This window comes from Variovorax sp. YR566, assembly GCF_051992195.1.
In the GTDB taxonomy this organism is placed as follows: domain Bacteria; phylum Pseudomonadota; class Gammaproteobacteria; order Burkholderiales; family Burkholderiaceae_C; genus Variovorax.
Genome location: NZ_CP197092.1, coordinates 831,410 through 853,067, shown reverse-complemented (window position 1 = coordinate 853,067; position 21,658 = coordinate 831,410). Strand labels below are relative to the sequence as shown.

General features: G+C 67.9%; 21 protein-coding genes. 9 read left to right on the top strand and 12 right to left on the bottom strand.

Annotation, left to right across the window (positions count from 1 at the left end; all coding sequences use genetic code 11):
- Nucleotides 1–2 precede the first annotated feature (2 nt).
- Nucleotides 3–797 carry a YecA/YgfB family protein gene (locus ACTG4X_RS04005; protein ID WP_093054132.1) on the bottom strand — a complete coding sequence of 265 codons (795 nt, stop codon included), beginning with the start codon at nucleotides 795–797 and terminating at the stop codon, nucleotides 3–5.
- A 55-nt stretch (nucleotides 798–852) separates the two neighbouring features.
- On the opposite strand from ACTG4X_RS04005, the gene ACTG4X_RS04000 reads away from it, so the two are divergent.
- Both ACTG4X_RS04000 and ACTG4X_RS03995 read left to right on the top strand, forming a co-directional pair.
- Nucleotides 853–2,550: an FMN-binding glutamate synthase family protein gene (locus ACTG4X_RS04000; RefSeq protein WP_093077021.1), complete on the top strand. Its 1,698-nt coding sequence runs from the start codon at nucleotides 853–855 to the stop codon at nucleotides 2,548–2,550.
- A 64-nt stretch (nucleotides 2,551–2,614) separates the two neighbouring features.
- Nucleotides 2,615–3,526 (top strand): hypothetical protein, encoded by a 912-nt coding sequence (locus ACTG4X_RS03995; RefSeq protein WP_093054128.1) that lies wholly within the window; start codon nucleotides 2,615–2,617, stop codon nucleotides 3,524–3,526.
- A gap of 141 nt (nucleotides 3,527–3,667) precedes the next feature.
- Here the strand turns inward: ACTG4X_RS03995 and ACTG4X_RS03990 are convergent, their stop codons facing one another.
- Nucleotides 3,668–4,099, bottom strand: coding sequence for a putative toxin-antitoxin system toxin component, PIN family (locus ACTG4X_RS03990; RefSeq protein ID WP_097200429.1), 432 nt, complete (start codon nucleotides 4,097–4,099; stop codon nucleotides 3,668–3,670).
- 128 nt (nucleotides 4,100–4,227) lie between these two features.
- Between ACTG4X_RS03990 and ACTG4X_RS03985 the strand changes: the two genes are divergently transcribed.
- Nucleotides 4,228–4,695, top strand: coding sequence for a surface-adhesin E family protein (locus ACTG4X_RS03985; protein WP_093175149.1), 468 nt, complete (start codon nucleotides 4,228–4,230; stop codon nucleotides 4,693–4,695).
- On the opposite strand, the gene ACTG4X_RS03980 is transcribed toward ACTG4X_RS03985, so the two are convergent.
- The gene (locus ACTG4X_RS03980) at nucleotides 4,681–5,931 is read right to left on the bottom strand and encodes a THUMP domain-containing class I SAM-dependent RNA methyltransferase (RefSeq protein ID WP_440533259.1); all 1,251 of its coding nucleotides are present in this window, start codon (nucleotides 5,929–5,931) and stop codon (nucleotides 4,681–4,683) included. The two genes, ACTG4X_RS03985 and ACTG4X_RS03980, sit on opposite strands and share 15 nt — an antisense overlap.
- Nucleotides 5,932–6,013: 82 nt before the next feature.
- Between ACTG4X_RS03980 and ACTG4X_RS03975 the strand changes: the two genes are divergently transcribed.
- The 5 genes from ACTG4X_RS03975 to ACTG4X_RS03955 all read left to right on the top strand — a co-directional run bounded on the left by ACTG4X_RS03975 (nucleotide 6,014) and on the right by ACTG4X_RS03955 (nucleotide 10,455).
- Nucleotides 6,014–7,819 carry an ATP-binding protein gene (locus ACTG4X_RS03975; RefSeq protein ID WP_440533258.1) on the top strand — a complete coding sequence of 602 codons (1,806 nt, stop codon included), beginning with the start codon at nucleotides 6,014–6,016 and terminating at the stop codon, nucleotides 7,817–7,819.
- A gap of 87 nt (nucleotides 7,820–7,906) precedes the next feature.
- Nucleotides 7,907–8,491, top strand: a complete 585-nt coding sequence (locus tag ACTG4X_RS03970; RefSeq protein ID WP_307615322.1) for a cytochrome b — start codon at nucleotides 7,907–7,909, stop codon at nucleotides 8,489–8,491.
- Complete coding sequence (locus tag ACTG4X_RS03965; protein ID WP_097200936.1) at nucleotides 8,491–9,078, top strand: YceI family protein; 588 nt, start codon at nucleotides 8,491–8,493, stop codon at nucleotides 9,076–9,078. The genes ACTG4X_RS03970 and ACTG4X_RS03965 overlap by 1 nt, the downstream gene beginning before the upstream one ends.
- A 65-nt stretch (nucleotides 9,079–9,143) precedes the next feature.
- Nucleotides 9,144–9,788, top strand: a complete 645-nt coding sequence (locus ACTG4X_RS03960) for a YceI family protein (protein WP_093054276.1) — start codon at nucleotides 9,144–9,146, stop codon at nucleotides 9,786–9,788.
- Nucleotides 9,789–9,807: 19 nt separating this feature from the next.
- On the top strand, nucleotides 9,808–10,455 hold the full coding sequence (locus ACTG4X_RS03955) for a LysE family translocator (protein ID WP_097200432.1): 648 nt from the start codon (nucleotides 9,808–9,810) through the stop codon (nucleotides 10,453–10,455).
- A gap of 7 nt (nucleotides 10,456–10,462) precedes the next feature.
- Here ACTG4X_RS03955 and ACTG4X_RS03950 read toward each other — a convergent pair whose 3' ends face one another.
- From ACTG4X_RS03950 to argS, 7 genes are all read right to left on the bottom strand, one after another.
- Entirely contained in the window at nucleotides 10,463–12,070 is a 1,608-nt protein-coding gene (locus tag ACTG4X_RS03950) for a phospholipase D family protein (protein ID WP_440533257.1), read from the bottom strand.
- A gap of 10 nt (nucleotides 12,071–12,080) precedes the next feature.
- The gene (gene rpoN, locus ACTG4X_RS03945) at nucleotides 12,081–13,682 is read right to left on the bottom strand and encodes an RNA polymerase factor sigma-54 (protein ID WP_440533256.1); all 1,602 of its coding nucleotides are present in this window, start codon (nucleotides 13,680–13,682) and stop codon (nucleotides 12,081–12,083) included.
- Nucleotides 13,683–13,699: 17 nt separating this feature from the next.
- Entirely contained in the window at nucleotides 13,700–14,494 is a 795-nt protein-coding gene (gene lptB / locus ACTG4X_RS03940; protein ID WP_440533255.1) for an LPS export ABC transporter ATP-binding protein, read from the bottom strand.
- Nucleotides 14,491–15,204 carry a lipopolysaccharide transport periplasmic protein LptA gene (gene lptA, locus ACTG4X_RS03935; RefSeq protein WP_440533254.1) on the bottom strand — a complete coding sequence of 238 codons (714 nt, stop codon included), beginning with the start codon at nucleotides 15,202–15,204 and terminating at the stop codon, nucleotides 14,491–14,493. The genes lptB and lptA overlap by 4 nt, the downstream gene beginning before the upstream one ends.
- 144 nt (nucleotides 15,205–15,348) lie before the next feature.
- Nucleotides 15,349–15,996 carry a thiol:disulfide interchange protein DsbA/DsbL gene (locus ACTG4X_RS03930; protein WP_093054102.1) on the bottom strand — a complete coding sequence of 216 codons (648 nt, stop codon included), beginning with the start codon at nucleotides 15,994–15,996 and terminating at the stop codon, nucleotides 15,349–15,351.
- A 142-nt stretch (nucleotides 15,997–16,138) separates the two neighbouring features.
- Nucleotides 16,139–16,903, bottom strand: coding sequence for an SPOR domain-containing protein (locus tag ACTG4X_RS03925; protein WP_093175654.1), 765 nt, complete (start codon nucleotides 16,901–16,903; stop codon nucleotides 16,139–16,141).
- Between the two features lie 11 nt (nucleotides 16,904–16,914).
- Nucleotides 16,915–18,600 (bottom strand): arginine--tRNA ligase, encoded by a 1,686-nt coding sequence (gene argS / locus ACTG4X_RS03920; RefSeq protein WP_440533253.1) that lies wholly within the window; start codon nucleotides 18,598–18,600, stop codon nucleotides 16,915–16,917.
- 131 nt (nucleotides 18,601–18,731) lie between these two features.
- On the opposite strand from argS, the gene ACTG4X_RS03915 reads away from it, so the two are divergent.
- The gene (locus ACTG4X_RS03915; protein WP_093077002.1) at nucleotides 18,732–19,070 is read left to right on the top strand and encodes a hypothetical protein; all 339 of its coding nucleotides are present in this window, start codon (nucleotides 18,732–18,734) and stop codon (nucleotides 19,068–19,070) included.
- 77 nt (nucleotides 19,071–19,147) lie between these two features.
- Here the strand turns inward: ACTG4X_RS03915 and ACTG4X_RS03910 are convergent, their stop codons facing one another.
- A complete protein-coding gene (locus ACTG4X_RS03910; protein WP_440533252.1) occupies nucleotides 19,148–21,196 on the bottom strand; it encodes a spermidine synthase in 2,049 nt (682 codons plus the stop codon).
- A 7-nt stretch (nucleotides 21,197–21,203) separates the two neighbouring features.
- Entirely contained in the window at nucleotides 21,204–21,656 is a 453-nt protein-coding gene (locus ACTG4X_RS03905) for a DUF2214 family protein (protein WP_093054094.1), read from the bottom strand.
- Nucleotides 21,657–21,658: the final 2 nt, after the last annotated feature.

Here is a 21,658-nt window from a genome sequence, read left to right as displayed (position 1 = left end):
CGCTAGGTGGCACCGTGGCACTTCTTGTATTTTTTTCCGCTGCCGCAGGGGCACGGGTCGTTGCGGCCGGGAGCAGCTTCCTTGCGGATGGTCTCGGCCTTCGGGCCCAGGCTCTTCCAGAGCTGGCGCAGGTCGTACACGGCCCAGATGGCAGCGCCGAAGTCGTCCAGCCGCTGCTGGCTCACGCTGGGTGGGGCGTCGTCGCTGTACATCGACAGCGTGGGCTTGGCGTTGTCGTCCTCGGTGAGGGCAACGATGTTGTCGAGTGCGTCGTCGAGCATTCGCGCAGCATCTTTGTCGCGCGGGGTGGCCCAGTCTTCGGGCCAGTTCTCGACCGCGTACATGAAGCCCAGCGCCCACACTTGCGCGAAGGACGGAATCGCTTCGCCGGCCACTTCGGCACGTTCTTCCTCGGGCAGCGAGGCGATGGCGCCGCGGGTGTCGAGCACCTCGGGCTGCCAGCTGCGTTCGTCGTCGAGGGTTTCGACGGGGGCATCGAGGCCCTCTTCGATCTCGACCCAGCGGCGCTTCCAGTTCCAGACGAACTCCATGTGCTGCGCGGACGAGAAGCTGTCGCCCAGCAGCACGGGCCAGTATTCGGACGGCATGATGGGCCGGCGGGTGCAGATCAGCGCGGCCATGAAGCCCTCGCAGAACTCCCATTGGGGGATTTCCTCGTCGTGCTCGCGCATGGCGTCGAGCGCCTGGTCGAGTGCGTCGAAATCGTCGGGGCCGAGGGGGGACTGGGCTGCGGAGGTGGCCTCTGGGGGCGAAATGGGGTCGGGAATGGTCGTCATGGCAAGTTCGGGGCAGCCCTCTATGATGCAGCAGGCTCCGGTCGAGACTATTTCTATGCCCACGATTATTCCGTTTCCGACGCGCTACAGCGCCTTCGCCCTGTGCGTGGTCGGTCTGGTGGCCTGCCTCGCGTTCGTGCTGGTGTCGCCGCACCTGTGGCTGGCCTGGATCGGCGTGGCAGTCTTTGCGGTACTTACAGGTACCGGCGTGCACGACCTGCGGCAGGCCCGCCACGCCATCCTGCGCAACTACCCGGTCATCGGCCATTTGCGCTTTCTGCTGGAGTTCATCCGGCCAGAAATGCGGCAGTACTTCATCGAGAGCGACTCGGAAGCCGCACCGTTCTCGCGTGCCCAGCGCTCGCTGGTGTACCAGCGCGCCAAGGGCGACCCCGACAACCGCCCCTTCGGCACGCAGCTGAACGTGACCATCGCTGGCTACGAGTGGATCAACCATTCGATGCAGCCGACAAAGCTCGAGAACCACGATTTCCGCATCGTGATCGGCGGCACGCCGCAGCCGGTGGGCGCCAACCCGGCGCAGGTCTGCACGCAGCCCTACAGCGCGAGCGTATTCAACATCTCGGCCATGAGCTTCGGCGCGCTGTCGGCCAACGCCATCCTCGCGCTCAACAAGGGCGCGAAGATGGGCGGCTTTGCGCATGACACCGGCGAGGGCTCGATCTCGCAGCATCACCGGGTGCACGGCGGCGACCTGATCTGGGAAATCGGCTCGGGCTACTTCGGCTGCCGCAACGACGACGGCACCTTCAACGAAGAACGCTTCACCGCCAACGCACGCGACCCGCAGGTGAAGATGATCGAGATCAAGCTGAGCCAGGGCGCCAAGCCCGGGCACGGCGGCGTGCTGCCAGCCCCCAAGGTCACGCCCGAGATCGCGGCGGCGCGCGGCGTGCCGGTGGGTGTGGACTGCATCTCGCCCTCGTCGCACAGCGCGTTCTCCACGCCGACCGAGATGATGCATTTCGTCGCGAAGCTGCGCGAACTGTCGGGCGGCAAGCCGACCGGCTTCAAGTTCTGCCTGGGCCATCCGTGGGAATGGTTCGGCATCGTCAAGGCGATGCAGGCCACCGGCATCACGCCCGACTTCATCGTGGTCGACGGTGCCGAGGGCGGCACCGGCGCGGCGCCGGTCGAGTTCAGCGACCACGTGGGCGCGCCGCTGCAGGAAGGCCTGCTGCTGGTGCACAACACGCTGATCGGCGTGAACCTGCGCCACCGCATCAAGATCGGCTGCGCCGCCAAGGTGATCACCGCCTTCGACGTGGCCCGCATGATGGCGCTGGGCGCCGACTGGTGCAACGCCGCGCGCGGCTTCATGATGGCGCTGGGCTGCATCCAGGCGCAGAGCTGCCACACCGGCCATTGCCCCACGGGCGTGACCACGCAGGACCCGCTGCGCCAGCAGGCGCTGGTGGTGCCCACCAAGGCCGACCGCGTGCGCAACTTCCACCGCAGCACGCTGCATGCGCTGCAGGAGCTGGTGCAGGCCGCGGGCCTCGACCATCCGCAGCAGATCACCGCTCACCACATCGTGCGCCGCATTTCCGACACCGAAGTGCGTCTGTTGAGCAACCTGGTGATGCAGGTGCAGCCGGGCGCCCTGCTCGGCCCGCTCGACGAGCAGCACAATGTTTTCCGTACCTACTGGCCGCTGGCCAGTGCTGAGAGTTTCCAGCCCGTCACACAGGGCCCGCAAGGGCTTGTGACGGGCTTTGCAATGGCCGCATGAGTGCAGCGCCGGGCCGCCCCAAGCAAGCTCGTACCGCAGCACGGAGTGCGGAGGTATCGACCTGATGAATCCTTTGAGACGAGGCGCCAACGCGCGCCTGCAAACGCGCAAGGGCGCAGCTTCGGCGCCCGCGCCCCTCGACGCGCTTTCCCCGAACCCGCCAGCGCCCAGCGACTACGCGGAGTTCCTGCGCACCACCCTGCCCCAGCAGAAGAAGAACGTGGCCAGCCACCGCTTCGGCAGCGAACGCGTGTGGCTCAAGAAGGCCGGCCCCCGGCATGGCAAGTGGGGCTACCGCGTGATGGCGGCGGTCGCCCGCATGGCGCGGCTGGACATCATCAAGCCGGTGCCCAACCCGGGCGGCGAAGCGGCCATCGCCACCGAGGCGCGTCGGCTGAAACAGCTCGCGGCCGCCGGCCTGCGCGTGCCGGTGGTGCTGGCACAACAGGCCGATGGCCTGCTGATCTCCGACCTGGGCGAAAGCGGCCGCGCGACGGTCGTGCTGCAGGAGCGGCTCGACCAGGCCGCCGCAGCGGGCCCCGCGGCGCTGCTGGCTGTTTGGCGCGAGGGCCTGACAGCAATCGCCGCCGTGCACGTGCGCGGCCAGCACCTGAGCCAGGCCTTCGACCGCAACCTCGTGCAGTGCCCTGACGGCGTGATCGGCTACATCGATTTCGAGGACGACCCGGCCGAGGTCATGACACTGGCCGAATGCCAGGCGCGCGACTGGCTGAGCTACCTGCACTCGACGGCCATGATGCTGGAAGCCGCCGCGCCGCAGGCTGCCGGGCAGCACTGGCATGCGGCGCTGTCCGGCGTGAACGAAGAGGTGCGCGAGCGCATCGCGAACGCAGCGCGGCGCATGAAGTGGGCGCAGAAGCTGCCGGCGAGCCGGCGGTGGGGGCGCGATACGCAGCGGGTGCGGGCGGTGGCGCGGTTGCTGGGGCGGTGGTATCTGGCGCCTCTCCCGAATTAGCGACAGTCGTTGCGCGAGTTATTGGCGATCAATTTGCTTCTTTGAGTTCATACCAATGGCCCACGGGCCCGATGAGCTTGTAGAAGACAAAGCCGAGCGCAATCGCTCCGGCACCGATGGAGAGGATGCGAGCGGCAGATCTCACGGCCCAAACGTCGCCTGCACCGCCACCCCACGCAGCGCCAGCCTCTTCTTCATCGACAGCACCGCCCGATCCTTGCTCAGCAGCAGCGCCCGATGCGCCACAGCCAGGTCGATGAACACCTGGTCATCAGGATCGCTGCACACGCAAGGTGCGCGCGGCGGAATGCCCTCGACCATCTGCACCCGCGCGTCGAAATCTGCCAGCACCGCCGGCACCTGCAGTTCGCGCTGCGCCATGCGCCTTGCAATCAGCGGATAGCCCAGCACGCGTTCGAGCTCCATGCGCATGGCGGCCGTAACCAGCCAGCGCAGTTCTCCCGTGGCCAGCCGCGCAGTCAGCGGCTCCCAGGCCGGATCTTCGAAGACCAGCAGGTCGAGCGCGATGTTGGTGTCGATGACGACGGGGGCGGAGGATTCTGTCAACGTCATGGAATGTGCGGGGGATACCGCCGATGTTGCACCATGCGGGGCCGGCGTCAGGCCCGAGTCGGTTCGGCCGACGACAATGCTCCCGGGCGCTTGCGCGCCCTGCCTCATCACAGCATCCGCCCTCTTTCATGAAACGTCTCCCGCTGCTCTGCCTCGTCCTGCTCGCCTCCGTGGGTGTCCGGGCCGAGTGGTTCACGCTGTCGGGCACGCCCGGCGACGCCACCAGCAGCTACGTGCAGGTCGAGCCGACCACCGTCGAGGTGGACGGCTCGAACCGCCTCGTGAGCCTGCGCATGAGCCTGCCGGAAGACCGCACGGGCCGCGACGGCATCAGGTTCCGCTCTTTCCAGGCCCGGGCCAAGGTCGATTGCGAGGCCCGCAGCGCGCGCTACGTGAGCGCTACCTACTTCGGCCATCCGGATTTCGTCGGCGAGCCGGTCGCGGTGAGGCATTTCGAGGAGAGCGACGTGCGCACCGTGACCCTGGCCGGCGCGCGCGACCTCGTCACGCGAACGATCAACGCGGCCTGTGCCGTTCGCCCCAAGGAAGCCAAAGAACAGCAGCCGAAGCCCGAAGGCGAGCTACTTCCGCGCTGAGCCCGCGACCATGTCGAAGCGGAACAGCCGGCATTCGATCGGGCCGTTCCACATCGGCACGCGGCGCGATTCCTTCAGGCGCATCTGCTTGGGCAGCTTGAGGTCGGGCGTGAGCACCCAGGCGGTCCAGCCGGCGTAGTTCTTCTTCCAGTGGGTGGCGAGCTGCGGGAAGAATTCGCCGCCGTCGCCCTCGCCACCCGCTTCCCCCCCCCCCGAGGTCTGCGCCGATTCGCGCGCACCCGAGCGACCCGTGCCGGCCACGCCGCCCACCTCGATGCGCTCGCCGTACGGCGGGTTGAGCATGATCACGCCGCCCTCGGCCGGCGGCATGCGCTGCAGCGCATCGCCGCCACGGAACTCGATGGCCTGCGCCACACCGGCGCGCTCGGCGTTGCGTTCGGCAAAGTCGACCATGCGGTGCGACACGTCAGAGCCGAAGATCGCCACGCCGCCCTCGCGCACGGTCGTCTCGGCCTCCTGCCTGATGGCGTTCCACACGTGCGCCTGGAACGGCAGCAGCTTCTCGAAGCCGAAGCGCCGCAGCGACCCGGCCGCGATGCCGCGCGCGATCTGCGCCGCCTCGATGGCAATGGTGCCGCTGCCGCAGCAGGGGTCGTACAGCGGCTGGGTCGACACTTCGCCCGTTTCGGGATTCCACCAGCCGCTGGCGGCCAGCATGGCGGCGGCCAGGGTTTCCTTCAGCGGGGCGTCGCCCTTGTCCTGGCGCCAGCCGCGCTTGAACAGCGGCTCGCCCGAGGTGTCGATGTAAAGCGTGCAGGTGTCGGTGGTCAGGTGGGCGAACACGCGGCAGTCGGGCCACTGGGTCTCGATGCTCGGGCGCACGCCGTTGGCCTTGGCGCGGAAGCGGTCGGCAATGGCGTCCTTGATGCGCAGGGTGGCGAAATTCAGGCTCTGCAGCGGGCTGTGCTGGGCGGTGGTCTCGATCTTGAAGGTCTGCTTCGGGGTGAACCAGATCTCCCAGGCCACGCCGTTGGCGATGGCGTACAGGTCGTTCTCGCTGCGGTAGGGCGCGTGGGCCAGTTCGACCAGCACGCGCTGCGCGAGCCGGCAGTGCAGGTTGAGCTTCAAGGCGTCGCGCCAGTCGGCGCGCACGCGCACGCCGCCGCGCAGCGTGAGCAGGTCCTGGCCGACGCGGCCGGTCAGGGCGTGCACCTCCTGGGCGAGGAATTCCTCGACGCCGGCGGCGCAAGGCAGGAAAAAGGAGAGATCGTTCACGGAAATTAGGCCATCGGGGAACCCGACTAGGGGACTCCATTGTCGCCGCGTCACGCACCTTCTCTATATAGTCGATTCGCCGATGACCCCCACCCCCGCATCACCGACCGCGCCGGCCGCCGCCAGCGACAGCGGCGACGACCGCTTCGCGATCCAGTGCGAGGTGCTGCGGCTGTCGGTCCGGCCCATCGGTCCGGTGCTGCTGGTGCAGTACCTGCTGAATTGCGGCGTGGCGGCGCTCTTCGCCTGGCAGTACTCGCTGACGCGCGCGCTGGTCTGGATCGCACTGGTCACGGGGGTGACGGTAATGCGCGGCTTCTTCCCGCAGCGCCTGCCAGAGCCCTTCACACCCGGAACGCTGCGCGAAGCGCAGCGCACGCACACGCTGCGCACGGCCATCTGGGAGCTGGCGCACGGGCTGGCCGGGGTGCTGCTGTTCAACCCCGCGAGCGCCGACCTGCAACTGCTGCTGGGCCTGATCCTGATGGGCATGACGCTGTCGTCGGCCTTCTCGGTGTCGTTCTACACGCCGGCCACGCAGCTCGCCATCACGCTGCTGCTGGCGCCGATCATCGTTACCGGCCTATGGATGGGCGCGCCGGTGATGATGGCCGTGGCGGTCATCGGCATCGGCCTGATCGCGATGATGTGGAAGCTGGTGGCCGAGCGTTCGCGCCAGCTCGAAGAGAACATCGGCCTGCGGCTCAACGAGCGCACCCTGCGCGAACAGGCTCTGGCCGGCCTGCGCGCCTCCGAGCATGCGCAGGCCGAGCGTCTGCGCTTCTTCTCGGCCGCCAACCACGACCTGCGCCAGCCGGTGATGGCCATCGGCCTGCAGGCCGAGGTGCTGCGCCAGCAGCTGAACAACGGCGCGGACATGGAGGCGGTGCAGCACACGGTGGGCTCGCTGGCGCGGGCGCAGCAGGCGCTGGAGGGGCTGACCAACCAGCTGCTGGAAATCGGCCGCATCGAGGCCGCGGTCGATCCGCTGCGCCCGGCGGCAGTGGCGCTGGCACCGCTGCTGCAGGAACTGGCCCGGCAGGCGGGCGACGGCCGGGTGCTGGTGCGCTGCCCGCGCGACGCAATCGCCTGGAGCGACACGGTGTCGCTGCGCCGCGTGCTCGCCAACCTGGTCGACAACGCCGTCAAGTTCACACCGCGCGGGCGCGTGCTGCTGGCGGTGCGGGCGCGGCGGCGAGGCGCCGGCAGGGCCTGGCGCGTGGAGGTGCGCGACAGCGGCATCGGCATCGCGGCCGACGCGCAGCAGCGCGTGTTCAACGACTTCGAGCAGATCGGCAACGTCGAGCGCAATCTGCAGCGCGGCCATGGGCTGGGCCTGGCGATCGTGCGGCGGCTGGCAGCGCATCTCGGCATTGCGGTGTCGCTGCGCTCGGCGCCGGGGCGAGGGTCGGTGTTCAGCTTCGAGTTGCCTGCCGCACCGGAAGGCGCGGTGGTGGCGACGCGCCCTGCTGCGGTGGCGCAGAACGATGGCGACGAGGCGGCGCGCACGCCGTTGCGCCCCGGGCTCGCCGTGCTGGTGGTGGAAGACAACACGGTGGTAGCCGACAGCCTCTCGGCCCTGCTGCTGCAATGGGAAGTGGAGCCGCGCGTCTATGCCAGCGCCGCCGAGGCGCTGGCGCTGGCCGACCTGCGCGCGCTCGACGCGGCGCTGTGCGACATCCGCTTGCCGGGCGCGCTTGACGGCATCGCGCTGGCCGAGAAGCTGCAGCGGCAGAAGCCCTCATTGGCGATCGCGCTGATTTCGGCCGACATCAACGAAGCCACCCAGCGGCTCGCCGCCGAGCGCGGCTGGCATGCGCTGCGCAAGCCGGTGCAGCCGGACGAACTGCGCGGCGTGCTGCTGAAGGCGCAGCTGCTGCGGGGCTGACCGAGGCCACCGGGCTGGCACGGCCCCTGCTGTGCTGTCATGGCTTCCGATATATGCTCCGCGCACAGGCCGCCAGCCCTGCCTTCGATGTCCACCGACACATCCCCCCCTCCCCTCGCCGCCGACCCGCGCTACGACCCGCTCGCGATCGCGCTGCACTGGCTGCTCGCGGCCCTGATCGTCGGCTCGTTCGGCGTTGGGCTCTACATGACGGGCCTGCCGTTCTCGCCGCTGCGGCTGAAGGTCTATAGCTGGCACAAGTGGGCGGGCATCACGATCCTCGCGCTGTCGGCGCTGCGGCTGCTGTGGCGGCTGGGGCACCGTCCGCCGGCGCTCCCGCCGGGCATGACGCGGCTGCAGCTGGCCAGCTACCGCATCAGCCATACGCTGATGTACCTGCTGTTCTTCGCGGTGCCGCTGTCCGGCTGGGCCTACAGCTCGGCCATGGGCATGCCGGTCGCGTGGTTCGGCGTGCTGCCGCTGCCCGACTTCGTGCCGGTCGACCACGACTTCGCCGAGGCGGTGCTGCAGCCGCTGCACCGCAACTGCGCCTTCGTGCTGGCGGGCGTCACGCTGCTGCACGTGGTGGCGGTGCTCAAGCACCACTGGATCGACCGCGACGGTCTTCTGAAACGCATGTGGCCCGGGCCACGCAAGGAATCTGCTCGATGATGAAGCGACTGTTTTTCCGCCTCTTGCCGTCGCTCGCGGCACTGGCCTTCGCGATGGCACTGCCGGCCGGCGCCGAGCCCGCGGCCGCGAAGCTCGTTGCCGACAAGAGCCAGATCGTGTTCGTCACCAAGCAGATGGGCGTGCCGGTGGAAGGCACATTCAAGAAGTTCGACGCACACGTCGCCTTCGATCCGAAGAAGCCCGAGGGCGGCAGCGTCGCGCTGCAGATCGACACGGCCAGCGCAGGCTTCGGCGTTCCGATGAGCGATGCCGAGTTGCCCAAGCAGCCATGGTTCGACGCCGCGCATTTCCCGCAGGCGAGCTTCCAGTCAAGCGCCATCAAGGCGCTGGGCGACGGCAAGTTCGAGATGGCGGGCAAGCTCACCATCAAGGGCACGGCCAAGTCCGTGACGGTGCCCGTCAGCATCGCGGCGGCCGGCGGCAACTACGCGGTGGCCACCGGAAGCTTTACGATCCAGCGGCTCGACTACAAGGTGGGCGACGGCGAATGGACCGACACCTCGATGGTCGGCAACGAGGTGCAGGTGCGCTTCAAGTTCACGCTCACAGGCCTCGGGCCGCTGTGAACGGCCGAATGGGCCTGCCCTCCCCTCACTCACTTTTCTCTTTCATGACCCACACAACCAACGCCATGAAAAAGCTCCTTCTCGCCGCGGCCCTGTCGGCCGCCGCGTTCACCGGCGCCACGGCACAGCAGCAACCACAAGGGCCCGAATACACCGCGCCGGCCGTGGCCGCCAAGCCCGCGGGCGGGCCGGTGAAAAACGCCAACTACGTGGTCGACCCGACGCACACCTTCGTGATGTACGAAATGGGCCACTACGGCACCACCACCAACCGGGGCCGCTTCAGCACCAAGGACGGCTCCGTGCAGATCGACGGTACCGGCGCGAGCGGCAAGGTCGACATCACGATGGACATCAGCTCCATCAACACCGGCGTCGACCTGCTCAACCGCCACGTGCAGAGCAAGGACTTCTTCAACGTGGCCGAGTTTCCGACCGGCCGCTTCGTGGCCGACCGCATCGACTTCAGCGGCGGCAAGGTGGTCGACGTGCCCGGCACGCTCACGCTGATGGGCCAGACCAAGCCGGTGACGCTGAAGGCCGTGCGCTTCAACTGCTACCTGAGCCCGCTGATCAACCGCCAGGTGTGCGGCGGCGACTTCGAGACGACCGTGGAGCGCAGCGACTGGGGCATCACCTGGGGGCTGAACTTCGGCTTCGAGAACAAGGTGAAGCTGCTGGTGCAGGTCGAAGCGGTCAACGTGCAGTGACACCGGAGAAGGCAAGGCCATGATGAACACCACCCTTTCGCTGCTCGGCATCGCCGGCGCCATGACTGTGGGCGCGATGAGTCCCGGCCCCAGTTTCGTGATGGTGGCGCGCACCGCCGTGACCTCGCGCACCGACGGACTGGCCGCAGCGCTGGGCATGGGTGCCGGCGGGCTGGTCTTCGCGATCGCCGCGCTGGCCGGGCTGCAGGCGGCGTTCCTGGCCGTGCCGGCGCTGTACGTGGCCATCAAGGGCCTGGGGGGCGCCTACCTCGTCTACCTGGGCTTTCGCATCTGGAGCGGCGCGCGGCAGCCGCTGGCCGTGGCGGCGCAGGAGACGGACGGGTCGCCGCGCCAGCAGGGCCGCAGCGGCCGCACCTTCCTGCTGGGCCTGGCCACGCAGGTCAGCAACCCGAAGACTGCCGTGGTCTACGCCAGCATCTTCGCGGCCTTCCTGCCGCGCGAGGTGCCGCTGGTGCTCGCACTGGCGGTGCCGGCGGTCATTTTCTGCATCGAGACGGGCTGGTACGCCATCGTGGCGCTGGCGCTTTCCTCGGCAGCGCCGCGCTCGGCCTACCTGCGCTACAAGGTCTGGATCGACCGGGCCGCCGGCGGCGTGATGGGGCTGCTGGGCCTGCGGCTGATCTGGTCGGCCGTGCGCGGCAACTGAGCCGACGCTACAACAGGCTCTCCGGCGTCAGCGGCGCCAGCAATTCGAGCATGGTCCGGTCCCAGAAGCCGGAGTCGGGCTCCTCGCTCAGCACGGTGAGCTTGCCGGCGTCGTCGCTGACCCATTCGATGCGCGACTCGTTGCTGCCCTCGGCAAAGCGCAGCCGGTAGGCGCCCTGCTGCTTGAGCACGTCGATGAGCTTCAGTGCCTGCTGCGCCATCTCGGGGCTGCGGATGAAGAGGCCGATCTCGGTGTTGTGCGTCTCCGAGCGCGGATCGAAATTCATCGAGCCGACGAAAAGAATGCGCCGGTCGATCACCGCCGACTTGGCGTGCAGCCTGCCCACCGAAGTGCCGAACAGGCCGAGTCGCACGCTGCGCCGGGTGCGCGTGGAGCTCAGTTCGTAGAGGTCGGCGCCGAGCTTGAGCATGTCGGGCCGGTAGCGGCGGTAGGCGGTGTGCACCAACGGCTCGTCGGTGGCGGCCAGCGAATTGGTGACGACGCTGATCTTCACGTTGCGGCCGCGGATCTCGCGCATCACCTCCAGCCCCGAGGCGCCCGGAATGAGGTAGGGCGAGACGATGGTCACCTCGGAGCGCGCACGGCGCATCTGCTCGACCACGTTGTAGCGCACGCTGTCGACGTCCAGCAGCGGCACGCCGCCGTATGAGACGGTCTTGCCGATCACGCGCTCGGGCGAATCGGCGTAGGCCTCTGCGGTGGCCCAGATCAGTCCGAGCTTGCCGGCGTTCAGGTCTTCCGCCATCGGGCTGTAGCCAAGCAGGTCGTTGGGCGCGGGCGGCGGCGGTGGTGGCGTGGTGTCGGGGCCGGTGGCGACGTCGAAGCGCTTCTGCAGCTCCTCGCGCGACAGGTCGCTGCTCACCACCGACTGGATCGGCCGCACGTAGATGCTGTTCCAGTACTGGTCGAACAGGCTGCCCAGCCGCGGGATCAGCGCGCCGGTGACGAAGGTGTCGAGGTCTAGAAAGTTCTCGCCCGCCGTGCGCCTGAAATACTGGTTGCCGATGTTGCGCCCGCCCGCCACCGCCATCGCGCCGTCGGCAATGAACAGCTTGTTGTGCATGCGGCGGTTGACGCGGCTGAAGTCGAAAAGCGACGCGCTGAAGCGCTTCAGCAGGCTGCCGCGCCCGGCCGGGAACGGGTTGAACAGGCGCAGCTCCACGTTGGGCGTGGCGGCCAGGCCGAGCAGCAGCTCGTCTTCGCCGGAGGTGTAGAGGTCGTCCATCAGCAGCCGCACGCGCACGCCGCGCTGAGCGGCGTCGCGCAGGGTGCGCATCAGGTAGCGGCCGGTTTCGTCGTTCTCGATCTGGTAGTACTGCACGTCGAGCGTGCGCTGCGCGCGACGGGCCAGTTGGATACGGGTGTCGAAGGCGAAGTCGCCGCCGGGCATGAGGCGAAAGCCGCTCAGGTCGGGGTCGGGCTGCGAGGCCAGCGCGATCTTGCCGAGCGCGGTGTCGGCTGACACGGCCATGGCCTTGGTGGGCGGGCGCGGCGCCTCGTCGGGCAATGTGGCGCAGCCTGCGAACAGCAAGACCGCCGCCATGACGAAAACCCAATGCCCACAACGCGAAAGCGACAGCAGGCGACGGGTCATCGGTGGCTTTCTACAGGGCCTTGCGAAGGTTGGCGGGCGCGATGCGCAGCGCCTCGCGGTACTTGGCCACGGTGCGGCGCGCGCACTCGATGCCCTGCTCTTTCAGCATCTCGGAGATCTGGCTGTCCGACAGCGGCTTCTTGATGCTCTCGGAGCTGACGAACTGCTTGATCAGCGCGCGCACCGCGGTGCTCGACGCATTGCCGCCGGTCTCAGTGCCCAGCGCCGAGCCGAAGAAGTACTTGAGCTCGACCGTGCCGAAGGGCGTGGCCATGTACTTGGCGGTGGTCACGCGCGAGATGGTCGATTCGTGCAGGCCCAGCTCGTCGGCGATCTCGCGCAGCACCAGCGGGCGCATCGCGAGTTCGCCGTGCACGAAGTAGCTCTTCTGCCGCTCGACGATGGCGTTGCTCACGCGCAGGATGGTGTCGAAGCGCTGCTGGATGTTCTTGATGAACCAGCGCGCCTCCTGCAGCCGCTGCGACAGCGCCTGGCTGCCTTCGCCCTTGTGCGACTTGAGCGCGCCGGCGTAGATGTCGTGCACGCGCAGGCGCGGCATCACCTCGGGGTTCAGCATGACGCGGAACTTCACATTGGTGCCGCGGCCCGTCTTGGTGACGATCACGTCGGGAATGACGATGTTGCGCTCGACATCGACAAAGCGCCGACCCGGCTTGGGTTCGAGCCGCGCGATGATCTGCAGCGCCGAGCGCACCAGCTCCTCGTTGCTGCGGGTGAGCGTGGCCAGGCGCTTGAAATCGCGGCGCGCGAGCAGTTCCATCGGCTGCTTGCAGATGGCGATGGCGGTCTTGCGGACCAGCTCTTCCTCGTCGGTCTCGTCCTCGCGGGCCAGGGCACGCAGCTGGATGCCCAGGCATTCGCCGAGGTCGCGAGCGCCGACGCCGGCGGGTTCCAGGCTTTGCAGCAGGCCGAGCGCCACCTGAAAGTGATGCACGAGGTCGTCGAACTGGTCGTTGTCGTCGCCGGCCAGGCCCGAGGCCAGTGCGGGCAGCGAGTCTTCCAGGTAGCCGTCGTCGTTGAGCGATTCGATGAGAAAGCGCAGCGCGGCGCTGTCGTTCTCGTTCAGGCGCAGGCTCAGGGCCTGGCGGTGCAGGAAGGACTGCAGCGACTCCTGGCTGCGCGCGAGTTCGGTGGCGTCGGCACGTTCGTCGTCGCCCAGGTTGTTCTGGCGCGCGGGCGCATCGCTGCCCCATTCGCTGTCGTCGGGCGCCATGTCGACGGTGCCGTCGCCTTCCCAGTCGGGCTCGCGCTCGGTGATCTCGGCAGCGGGGCCGTCGGTGTCGGCCGTGGTGGCGGTGCTGGTTTCGGTGGAAGCAGTGGACGCGCTGGCGGCGGGCGAAGCGAAGTCGCTTTCGCCGTCGCCGCTATCGCCGCCGTCGTCGCGCGGCACCGGGGCATCGGCCGTGTCGAGCCCGAATTCCTCGCGCGCCGCTTCTTCAGCCGTGCGCTCGAGGAACGGGTTCTCGTCGAGCATCTGCTCCACCTCCTGGCTCAGTTCGAGCGTGGAGAGTTGAAGCAGCCTGATCGACTGCTGCAGCTGTGGCGTCAACGCCAGATGCTGCGAGACGCGAAGGGATAGCCCTTGCTTCATGGGAACCGCTCCCGCCCTTACATGCGGAAGTGTTCGCCCAAGTACACCCTGCGTACTTCGGCGTTGTCGACGATCTCCGAGGGTGTGCCTTGTGCCAGCACATGCCCGTCGCTGATGATGAAAGCGTGATCGCAGATGCCCAGCGTTTCACGCACGTTGTGGTCGGTGATGAGCACGCCGATGCCGCGCTCCTTCAGGAAACTGATGATCCGCTGGATTTCGATCACCGCGATCGGGTCGATGCCGGCGAAGGGCTCGTCCAGCAGGATGAAGCGCGGCTGCGTGGCCAGTGCACGCGCAATTTCGACGCGGCGGCGCTCGCCGCCCGACAGCGCAAGCGCGGGCGAATCGCGCAGGTGGTCAACGCGCAGGTCGGCCAGCAGCTCGGCCAGGCGCTCGTCCATGTGCTGCTTCGACAGCGGCGCCATCTTGCCGCTCTCGTCGGGCTCGCTCTGGAGCTCGAGCACGGCGCGCACGTTTTCCTCGACCGTGAGCTTGCGGAAGATCGAGGCTTCCTGCGGCAGGTAGCTCAGGCCCATGCGGGCGCGGCGGTGGATCGGCATGTGGGCGATGGGCTCGCCGTCGATGCTGATGTCGCCCGCGTCGGCGCGCACCAGCCCCACGATCATGTAGAACGAGGTGGTCTTGCCCGCGCCGTTCGGCCCGAGCAGTCCGACGACTTCGCCCTTCTGCACGTCGAGCGAGACGTCTTTCACGACCGTACGGCTGCCGTAGCTCTTCTTCAGGCCGCGCGCGATCAGGCGGCTGCCCGGTGCGCCGTTGGTGTCCTGCGTTCCTGCGGTTTCGATCACTTGCGGGTTTCTCCCTGGTCACTGAGCGTGGTGCTCTGGCGCAGGCCCTTGCCGGGTGCGGGCATGGGCGCCGGCGGCGGCGCCTTCGCGCCGGCCGGGGCCGAGGCACCGGCTGCCGGTGCGGTGGCGGCCTTGGGGGTCAGGATGGTCTTGACGCGCCCGCCCGGGGTGGACGCGTTGACGGCGGTGTTCGGCGGCACGGTGGAACCGTTGACCGTGTAGGTGTCGTTGCTCTGGTCGTAGACGATCAGCGCGCCCTGGCTCTCGTCGTTCGGCGTAGCGCCGAGCAGGCGGCGCATGGTGGCGTTGCGGATGAACTTGACGTTGTCGGCGCGGCTGTCGTACTCGATGACTTCCGACTCGCCCTCGATCCACTCGTCGGGCGCATTGCGTTTCTGCTTGTAGTAGGCCCGCTTGCCCGGTGCCGCCGTGACCACGCCGTACTGGTAGCCCTCGGGGTCCTGGCGTACATCCATACGTGCGCCGCGGATGATGATCGTGCCCTTCGTAACGAGCACGTTACCGGTGAACACGCTGGTCTGCTTCAGGTCATCGTAGCGCATCGAGTCCGACTCGATGTTCATCGGCTTGGTGCGGTCGGCGGTTTCGGCCAGTGCGCCCGAGGCAAGGCCGGCCAGCAACAGCGCGCCGGCGGCCAGGCGGCCGATGCGACGGAGGAAGGGAGTGGTGGGGTGAGAGTGCAATGTCATAGAGGCACGAAACTTGCTCGGCATTGTATGCGGCTGATTGCGTCAGCCCCGCACGCACAGATGAAAAAGCCCGCCGATGCGGGCTTGACTTTCTTCCTGGAACACCGCGGAACCGGCTCCGCCGGACCACGATCCTGGGGGGGGTCAGCCCTTCTTCGCTTCGCCGATCAGATAGTTCACGACCTGAAGCACTTTGGTCATGTTGCCGGCGGTTTCGCCATCCACATACCAGCGGCCGGCCACGGCCATTGCCGGCACGCCAGCCACCTTGTAGGCGTCGGTCATTTGCGAGGCGCGCTTGGCCTTGCTGGCCACGCCGAAGGAGGTGAAGACTTCCTTGAACTTGGCGCCGTCCAGGCCGTTGGCGGCGGCCCAGGCAATGATGTTGGCGTCGCCGTTCACGTTCTGGCGCTGCGCGTGGATCGCGTTGAACACCTTCGGCTGATATTCGTCTACCTTGCCCATGGCTTCGAGCGCGTAGTACAGGCGCTGCTTGGCTTCGACGTCGTTGCCCACGAAAGGCACGGGGATGCGGCGGAAGGCGACTTCCTTGGGCACCGTCTTGATCCAGGCTTCCAGCGCCGGCTCGAAGTCGTTGCAATGCGGGCAGTTGTACGAGAAGAACTCGACCACCTCGATCTTGCCGGCGGGTGCATCGACCGGCACGCGCTTGTCGAGCACCAGGTACTCGGTGCCGGCCTTGGGCGCGCGCGCCTGAGCGTGGGCCGGGTTGGCAGCCAGGGACAGCAGCCCGAGCGAAGTGGCGGCCAGCGAAAAGTCACGACGTTTCATTGAAAGAACTCTCCAGTTGTTACGGCAGACTGAGCCGGCGCGCGGCGGGGAGTTCCCCCTCATCCGGCGCGCCCGAGGCAGTGGATGGTGGCGGCAAACGCCGCGCGGCGAAGCTTAGGGGCTATTTGTGTCGGCTGCCGGGTCAGCGCTGCACGCGAACCAGCGCCGAATCCATGCCGCCGCCGTCGAGCCGCTCCTTGAGGCGGTCGGCGTCGTCCTTCTTGTTGAAGGGGCCCGCGCGCACGCGGTAGACGGTGCGGCCCGCCTGCTCGCGCTCGGTGACCTTGGCCTCGACGCCCATCAGCGACAGCTTGGCGCGCTGCGCCTCGGCGTCGTCGGTGGTGCGGAAGGCGCCGGCCTGCACGAAGTACATGAACGGATCGGGGCCCGAACTGCTGCTGCCGGCATTGCTGTTGCTGCTCGGTGCGGCCGACGCGGTGGTCGTGCTGCCGGAGCTGGCGCCGCCGCCCGAGCGCGCCCGGGCCAGGTCGCCCAGCGGATCGTTCGACGGCGGCAGGGCATTGGCTTCAGCCGGCACCGGCGCAGGGCGCGGCGGCTTGGGCGCCACCACCACGGGCACCGGCGGTGCGGTCGTGGGCGGGGCGGTGGCAGGGGCCACGGCGGTGGTGGCCGGCTCGCCGGTGACGGGGTTGACCGGGCCGGTAGGTGCGGGCGCCGGCTTGGCAGCGCCTGCCTTGCCGGCCAGCGGCGCGTTCGGGTCCCAGTCGCGGTTCTTGCGGGCTTCGGCCTCGTCCTGCTCGGCGCCGCCGCGCTGCGTCTTGGTCACGAACGGGATCGGCACCTTGGTCACATAGACCGCGATGCCCAGCGCGACGCCCAGGCCGAGCACCAGCCCGATGATCAGGCCGATGACGATGTTGCCGCGTTGTCTGGTTGTCTTCTTCATGGTGAGGAGGTTCACATCTTGCTCGGCGCACTGACGCCGAGAATCGCGAGGCCATTGTGCAGCACCTGCGCGGTCGCGGCGACCAGCGCCAGGCGGGCCAGCTTGACCTTTTCGTCGTCGACCAGGATGCGCTCGGCGTCGTAGTAGCTGTGGTAGCTGGCGGCCAGCTCGCGCAGGTAGAACGTGACGTCGTGCGGGGCAAAGTCCTTCGACGCAGCCGTCAGCATGGCCGGGTACTTGGCCAGCAGCAGCATCAGCGCCTGGGCCGCCGGGCTTTCGAGCGGCGACAGGTCGACGTCCTTCAGCGTGGCGGCGTCGCCGCCCCAGCCGGCCAGCACCGAGCAGATGCGCGCATGCGCGTACTGCACGTAATAAACCGGGTTGTCGTTGTTTTTCGTCACCGCGAGGTCGACGTCGAAGGTGTATTCGGTATCGGGCTTGCGGCTGAGCAGGAAGAAGCGGATGGCGTCGGTGCTGGTCCACTCGATCAGGTCGCGCAGCGTGACGTAGCTGCCGGCGCGCTTGCTGATCTTGACCTCTTCGCCGCCCTTCATGACGCGCACCATGGTGTGCAGCACGTAGTCGGGGTAGCCCTCGGGAATGCCTTCGCCCGCCGCCTGCAGGCCGGCGCGCACGCGCGCGATGGTGCCGTGGTGGTCGGTGCCCTGGATGTTGATGACCTTGTGGAAGCCGCGCTCCCACTTGGCGATGTGATACGCAACGTCGGGCACGAAGTACGTGTACGTGCCGTCCTGCTTTTTCATCACGCGGTCTTTGTCGTCGCCGTAGTCGGTCGACTTCAGCCACAGCGCGCCGTCTTGTTCGTAGGTCTTGCCGGCGGCCACGAGCTTCTGCACGGCAGCTTCGACGCGGCCGCTGGTATAGAGGCTGGACTCCAGGTAGTACTGGTCGAAATGAACGCGGAAGGCCTGCAGGTCGAGGTCTTGCTCGCGGCGCAGATAGGCCACGGCGAACTCGCGGATCGCGTCGATATCGTCGATGTTTCCGCTGGCGGTGACTTCGCGGTCTTCCGACTTGACGGTCTTCTTCGCCTTGAAGTCTTCGGCGATGTCGGCGATGTAGTCGCCGTTGTAGGCCGGGGCCTTCTCGCCGCTGGGCCATTCGGCGTCGCCGGGCTTGAAGCCGCGGGCGCGCAGCTGCGTGCTGGTGGCCAGCGTCTGGATCTGCACGCCGGCGTCGTTGTAGTAGTACTCGCGCCAGACGCTTTCGCCCTGCGAGGCGCGCAGGTTGCAGATGGCGTCGCCCAGTGCCGCCTGGCGGCCGTGGCCGACATGCAGCGGGCCGGTCGGGTTGGCCGAGACGAACTCGACCAGCACCTTTTCGCCGGTGGCGGGCTGTTGCCCGAAAGTATTCCCGGCCGACAGCACCTCGCGCACGATCTGCTGCTTGGCCGTCGTCTTCAGGCGGATGTTGAGAAAGCCGGGCCCGGCGATCTCGATGGCCTCGACCCATTGGCCGAAAGCGGAGGTGGCGAGCAGCGCAGCGCTCAGTTGCTCGGCCAGCTCGCGGGGCTTGCGCCCCAGCGGTTTGGCGAGCTGCATGGCGGCCGTGCTGGCGAAATCGCCATGCGCAGCCACCTTGGGCGACTCGAACGCGGCTTTGGAGCCAGCGCCGGGCGAGAAGGATTCGAGCGTGTTCGCGAGCGCCGCGAGCAGCTCCTGTTTGACCAATAGCATCCGGGAATTTTACCGGGGGCAAACCCGGGTGCAGTTGACGATGGTCATCCGATTGTTGGCTTGGCCCGTTAGGATGGTCGGCCCCGAGGCGGGGCTCCTGTCACAACCCAACCTTGCAAGGACACATCACCATGAAGAAGCTCCTTTCCCTGCTCGCACTCGGCGCCTGTCTTTCCTTCGGCGCCGCACAGGCTCAAGACAAGGCCGCCACCCCGGCACCAGCCCCCGCCGCCGCTGCTGCACCCGCCGCCGCCGCCGGTGCAAGCTGCGAATCCAAGGCTGTGGACAAGAATGGCAAGGCCCTCGCTGGCGCGGCCAAGGCCAGCTCCATCAAGAAGTGCGAGAAGGACACCAAGGCTGCAGCTGCTCCCGCCTGCGCCGCCAAGGCCGTCGACAAGAACGGCAAGGCACTGGCCGGCGCCGCCAAGAACAGCTTCATGAAGAAGTGCGAGAAAGACGCCAAGGCCTGAAGCCACGCTGCGCTGACAATTGTGAAAAGAGGCCCGCCACGTGCGGGCCTTTTTCATGGCCGCGCCAATGCACCACACTACTTCAGCACGCCCAGCAGGTTGTTGAAGTCGTCGGTCCAGGGCCGCTGGCCCGGCTTCGTGGCGATCGGCGTCGCGGCCTCCCGTATCAGCTCGCGCGCCAGCACCTGCGGATCGCGCGCGACCAGCACCCAGTCGGTACGGTGCAGCCAGTCGGACTGCTCGGCCTCGTCGTGCACCAGCACCGCGTGCAGTCCCCGGGCCTCGGCCACTTTGGCGATCACGGGAGCGAGCGCCAGGAACCGGTTGGTCACGTGAAAGGCGATCACGCCGTCGGGCTTCATGTGCCGCAGGTACACGTCCATCGCCTCGGCCGTGAGAAGGTGCACCGGCACCGAATCCCCTGAAAAGGCGTCGACCGCGAGCACGTCGAAACCCTGCGCCGGCTCTCGCTCCAGCGCCAGCCGGGCATCGCCGAGCACGCGCTCGATGCGCGCTTCGCTGTCGCGCAGGAAACTGAATTCCTTGTCCGCCAGCGCGAACACCTGCGGATTGATCTCGTAGAAGCGGTAGACGTCGCCGCTGCGGCCATAGGTCGCAAGCGTGCCGGCACCCAGTCCGATCAGGCCCACGCGGCGCGGCCCGGCCGGCGCAGAGTCGATCGCGCGGCCGATGCCGGAGGTTTCGCCGTAGTAGGTGGTGGGCTCGTGCCGGCGCTCCGGGTCCAGGAACTGCGAGCCGTGCTTGATCGACCCATGCGCCAGCTGGCGCACGTTGTCGGACGGAGGATCGCCCGTCGTGTCGTAGACCAGCAGCGCCCCATAGAAATTGCGCTGCAGGCTGCGCGCGCCCGACCGGTCGCTGCCGACCTGCAGCAGCAGGAAGAGCGTGCAGCAGGCGGCCAGCACCACGCAGCAGACCCGCAGCCACACCCGCTGGCGCAGCACGGCCGCCGCCGCCAGCGCGGTCAGCATCAGGCCGAGCCCCAGCTCGTAGTACGCCACCAGCACATGCGGCGCGACCAGTCCGACCGTCACCCCGCCCAGCGCCCCGCCGAGCGACATCATCAGATAGAAGCGCGTGAGGTAGCGCGGCCCCGGCCGCAGCTTCGCGGTTTCGCCGTGCAGGAACATGCACAGCACGAACAGCCCCGACACATACAGCGGCAACGCAATGCGGACCTCGGCGCCGATGTGGTGCTGCAGGCCGAAGGCGCACAGCAGCAGCATGACGGCCGCCAGCGGCAGGAACACGCCGCGCCTGTACCAGCGGTCGCTCTCGAAGCACAGGACGAAAGTCAGCAGGTACAGCGACAGCGGCAGCACCCAAAGGAATGGCACCGCGGCAACGTTCTGGGTGATGTGGTTCGTCACGGCCAGCAGCAGCCACGACGCCAGCGCCGGCAGCGCGAGCCACAGCAGGTAGTCGGCGACGCGCGGCGGCTTGTCCTCCACGACGGCTTGGGTGGCCTGGCCCGGCGATGACTGCTGCGGCACTACCTCGGCCGTCAATCGCCGCGCCATGTACAGCGTCGTGCCGGCACACAGCACCACGAAGGCGGCGTAGCCCCACGACCATCCGTGCGCCTGCTGCAGCAGCGTGCTGCGCGGCTCGATCAGCACGGGATAGCTCAGCAGCGACAGCAGCGAGGCCAGGTTCGACAGCGAGAAATAGCGGTACACCTGCGCGCCCCACGGCGTGCGCGCCACCCATGACTGCACCAGCGGCCCGGTGGTCGAGAGCAGGAAATACGGCAAGCCGATGGTGCCGAACAGCAGCCCCAGGATCCGCCAGGCCGGGTCTTCGGCGCCCGTCGGCTTCCAGTTGGCGCTCACCACGATCGGAAGAAACGCCAGGCTCGCGAGCAGCAGCGCCACATGCAGCACGGCCTGCGCCCGCATGCGCAGATGGCGCGTGACCCAGTCGGAATACGCGTACCCCGCGAGCAGCACCACCTGGAAGAACACCATGCAGATCGACCAGACCGCAGCCGAGCCGCCGAACCACGGAAGAATCTGCTTCGCGATCAGCGGCTGGACCAGGAACAGCAGGAACGCGCTGCTGAAGATGGTTCCGGCAAACAGAAGCTGGATGCCGGGGTGTCCCATGCCGGGCTTACTTGCCGAAGCCGCGTGCCAAGAACACCGCTACCAGCGGAATGAGCGCTATCAGGTGCGCCTGCACCATCACCAGCTTGCGCGTTTTCTTGATGTCGGCCTCGGCCGGCAGCTTGCCGGTGGCGCGCAGCGTCTTGCGCCAGCGGAAGTAGGTGAGCGTCGGGAAGATCGAGAGCACGCCCACGATGATGAACAGCCCCAGCTTCACGTGCAGCAACGGGTTGGTCCAGTACCAGGCCGTGCCCTTCACGCCCCACCAGGTGCGCGCGATGCCCGTGGCGAGCACCGCGATGGCGGCAATGCCGTAGACCATGTCGACCTTGGCCAGCCGCTCGACCACTGCGGCGTTGAGCCACTGCACGCGGCATAGCGCCGCTTCGCTGGAAATGAAGACAACCATCGTGAGGATGGCAAGCAAGTGCAGGTACGCGAGGATGGCTTCGAGCGTCATCG

What these genes read in the sequence shown, in the direction of transcription:
- ACTG4X_RS03965 (WP_097200936.1), top strand. Translation starts at nt 8,491, where the DNA reads ATGAAGCGACTGTTTTTCCGCCTCTTGCCGTCGCTCGCGGCACTGGCC.
- ACTG4X_RS03955 (WP_097200432.1), top strand. Translation starts at nt 9,808, where the DNA reads ATGATGAACACCACCCTTTCGCTGCTCGGCATCGCCGGCGCCATGACT.
- lptA (WP_440533254.1), bottom strand. Translation starts at nt 15,204, where the DNA reads ATGACATTGCACTCTCACCCCACCACTCCCTTCCTCCGTCGCATCGGC.
- argS (WP_440533253.1), bottom strand. Translation starts at nt 18,600, where the DNA reads ATGCTATTGGTCAAACAGGAGCTGCTCGCGGCGCTCGCGAACACGCTC.
- ACTG4X_RS03930 (WP_093054102.1), bottom strand. Translation starts at nt 15,996, where the DNA reads ATGAAACGTCGTGACTTTTCGCTGGCCGCCACTTCGCTCGGGCTGCTG.
- ACTG4X_RS03905 (WP_093054094.1), bottom strand. Translation starts at nt 21,656, where the DNA reads ATGACGCTCGAAGCCATCCTCGCGTACCTGCACTTGCTTGCCATCCTC.
- ACTG4X_RS03915 (WP_093077002.1), top strand. Translation starts at nt 18,732, where the DNA reads ATGAAGAAGCTCCTTTCCCTGCTCGCACTCGGCGCCTGTCTTTCCTTC.
- ACTG4X_RS03910 (WP_440533252.1), bottom strand. Translation starts at nt 21,196, where the DNA reads ATGGGACACCCCGGCATCCAGCTTCTGTTTGCCGGAACCATCTTCAGC.
- ACTG4X_RS03975 (WP_440533258.1), top strand. Translation starts at nt 6,014, where the DNA reads ATGACCCCCACCCCCGCATCACCGACCGCGCCGGCCGCCGCCAGCGAC.
- ACTG4X_RS03950 (WP_440533257.1), bottom strand. Translation starts at nt 12,070, where the DNA reads ATGACCCGTCGCCTGCTGTCGCTTTCGCGTTGTGGGCATTGGGTTTTC.
- ACTG4X_RS03960 (WP_093054276.1), top strand. Translation starts at nt 9,144, where the DNA reads ATGAAAAAGCTCCTTCTCGCCGCGGCCCTGTCGGCCGCCGCGTTCACC.
- ACTG4X_RS04000 (WP_093077021.1), top strand. Translation starts at nt 853, where the DNA reads ATGCCCACGATTATTCCGTTTCCGACGCGCTACAGCGCCTTCGCCCTG.
- ACTG4X_RS03925 (WP_093175654.1), bottom strand. Translation starts at nt 16,903, where the DNA reads ATGAAGAAGACAACCAGACAACGCGGCAACATCGTCATCGGCCTGATC.
- ACTG4X_RS03990 (WP_097200429.1), bottom strand. Translation starts at nt 4,099, where the DNA reads ATGACGTTGACAGAATCCTCCGCCCCCGTCGTCATCGACACCAACATC.
- ACTG4X_RS04005 (WP_093054132.1), bottom strand. Translation starts at nt 797, where the DNA reads ATGACGACCATTCCCGACCCCATTTCGCCCCCAGAGGCCACCTCCGCA.
- ACTG4X_RS03970 (WP_307615322.1), top strand. Translation starts at nt 7,907, where the DNA reads ATGTCCACCGACACATCCCCCCCTCCCCTCGCCGCCGACCCGCGCTAC.
- ACTG4X_RS03995 (WP_093054128.1), top strand. Translation starts at nt 2,615, where the DNA reads ATGAATCCTTTGAGACGAGGCGCCAACGCGCGCCTGCAAACGCGCAAG.
- rpoN (WP_440533256.1), bottom strand. Translation starts at nt 13,682, where the DNA reads ATGAAGCAAGGGCTATCCCTTCGCGTCTCGCAGCATCTGGCGTTGACG.
- ACTG4X_RS03985 (WP_093175149.1), top strand. Translation starts at nt 4,228, where the DNA reads ATGAAACGTCTCCCGCTGCTCTGCCTCGTCCTGCTCGCCTCCGTGGGT.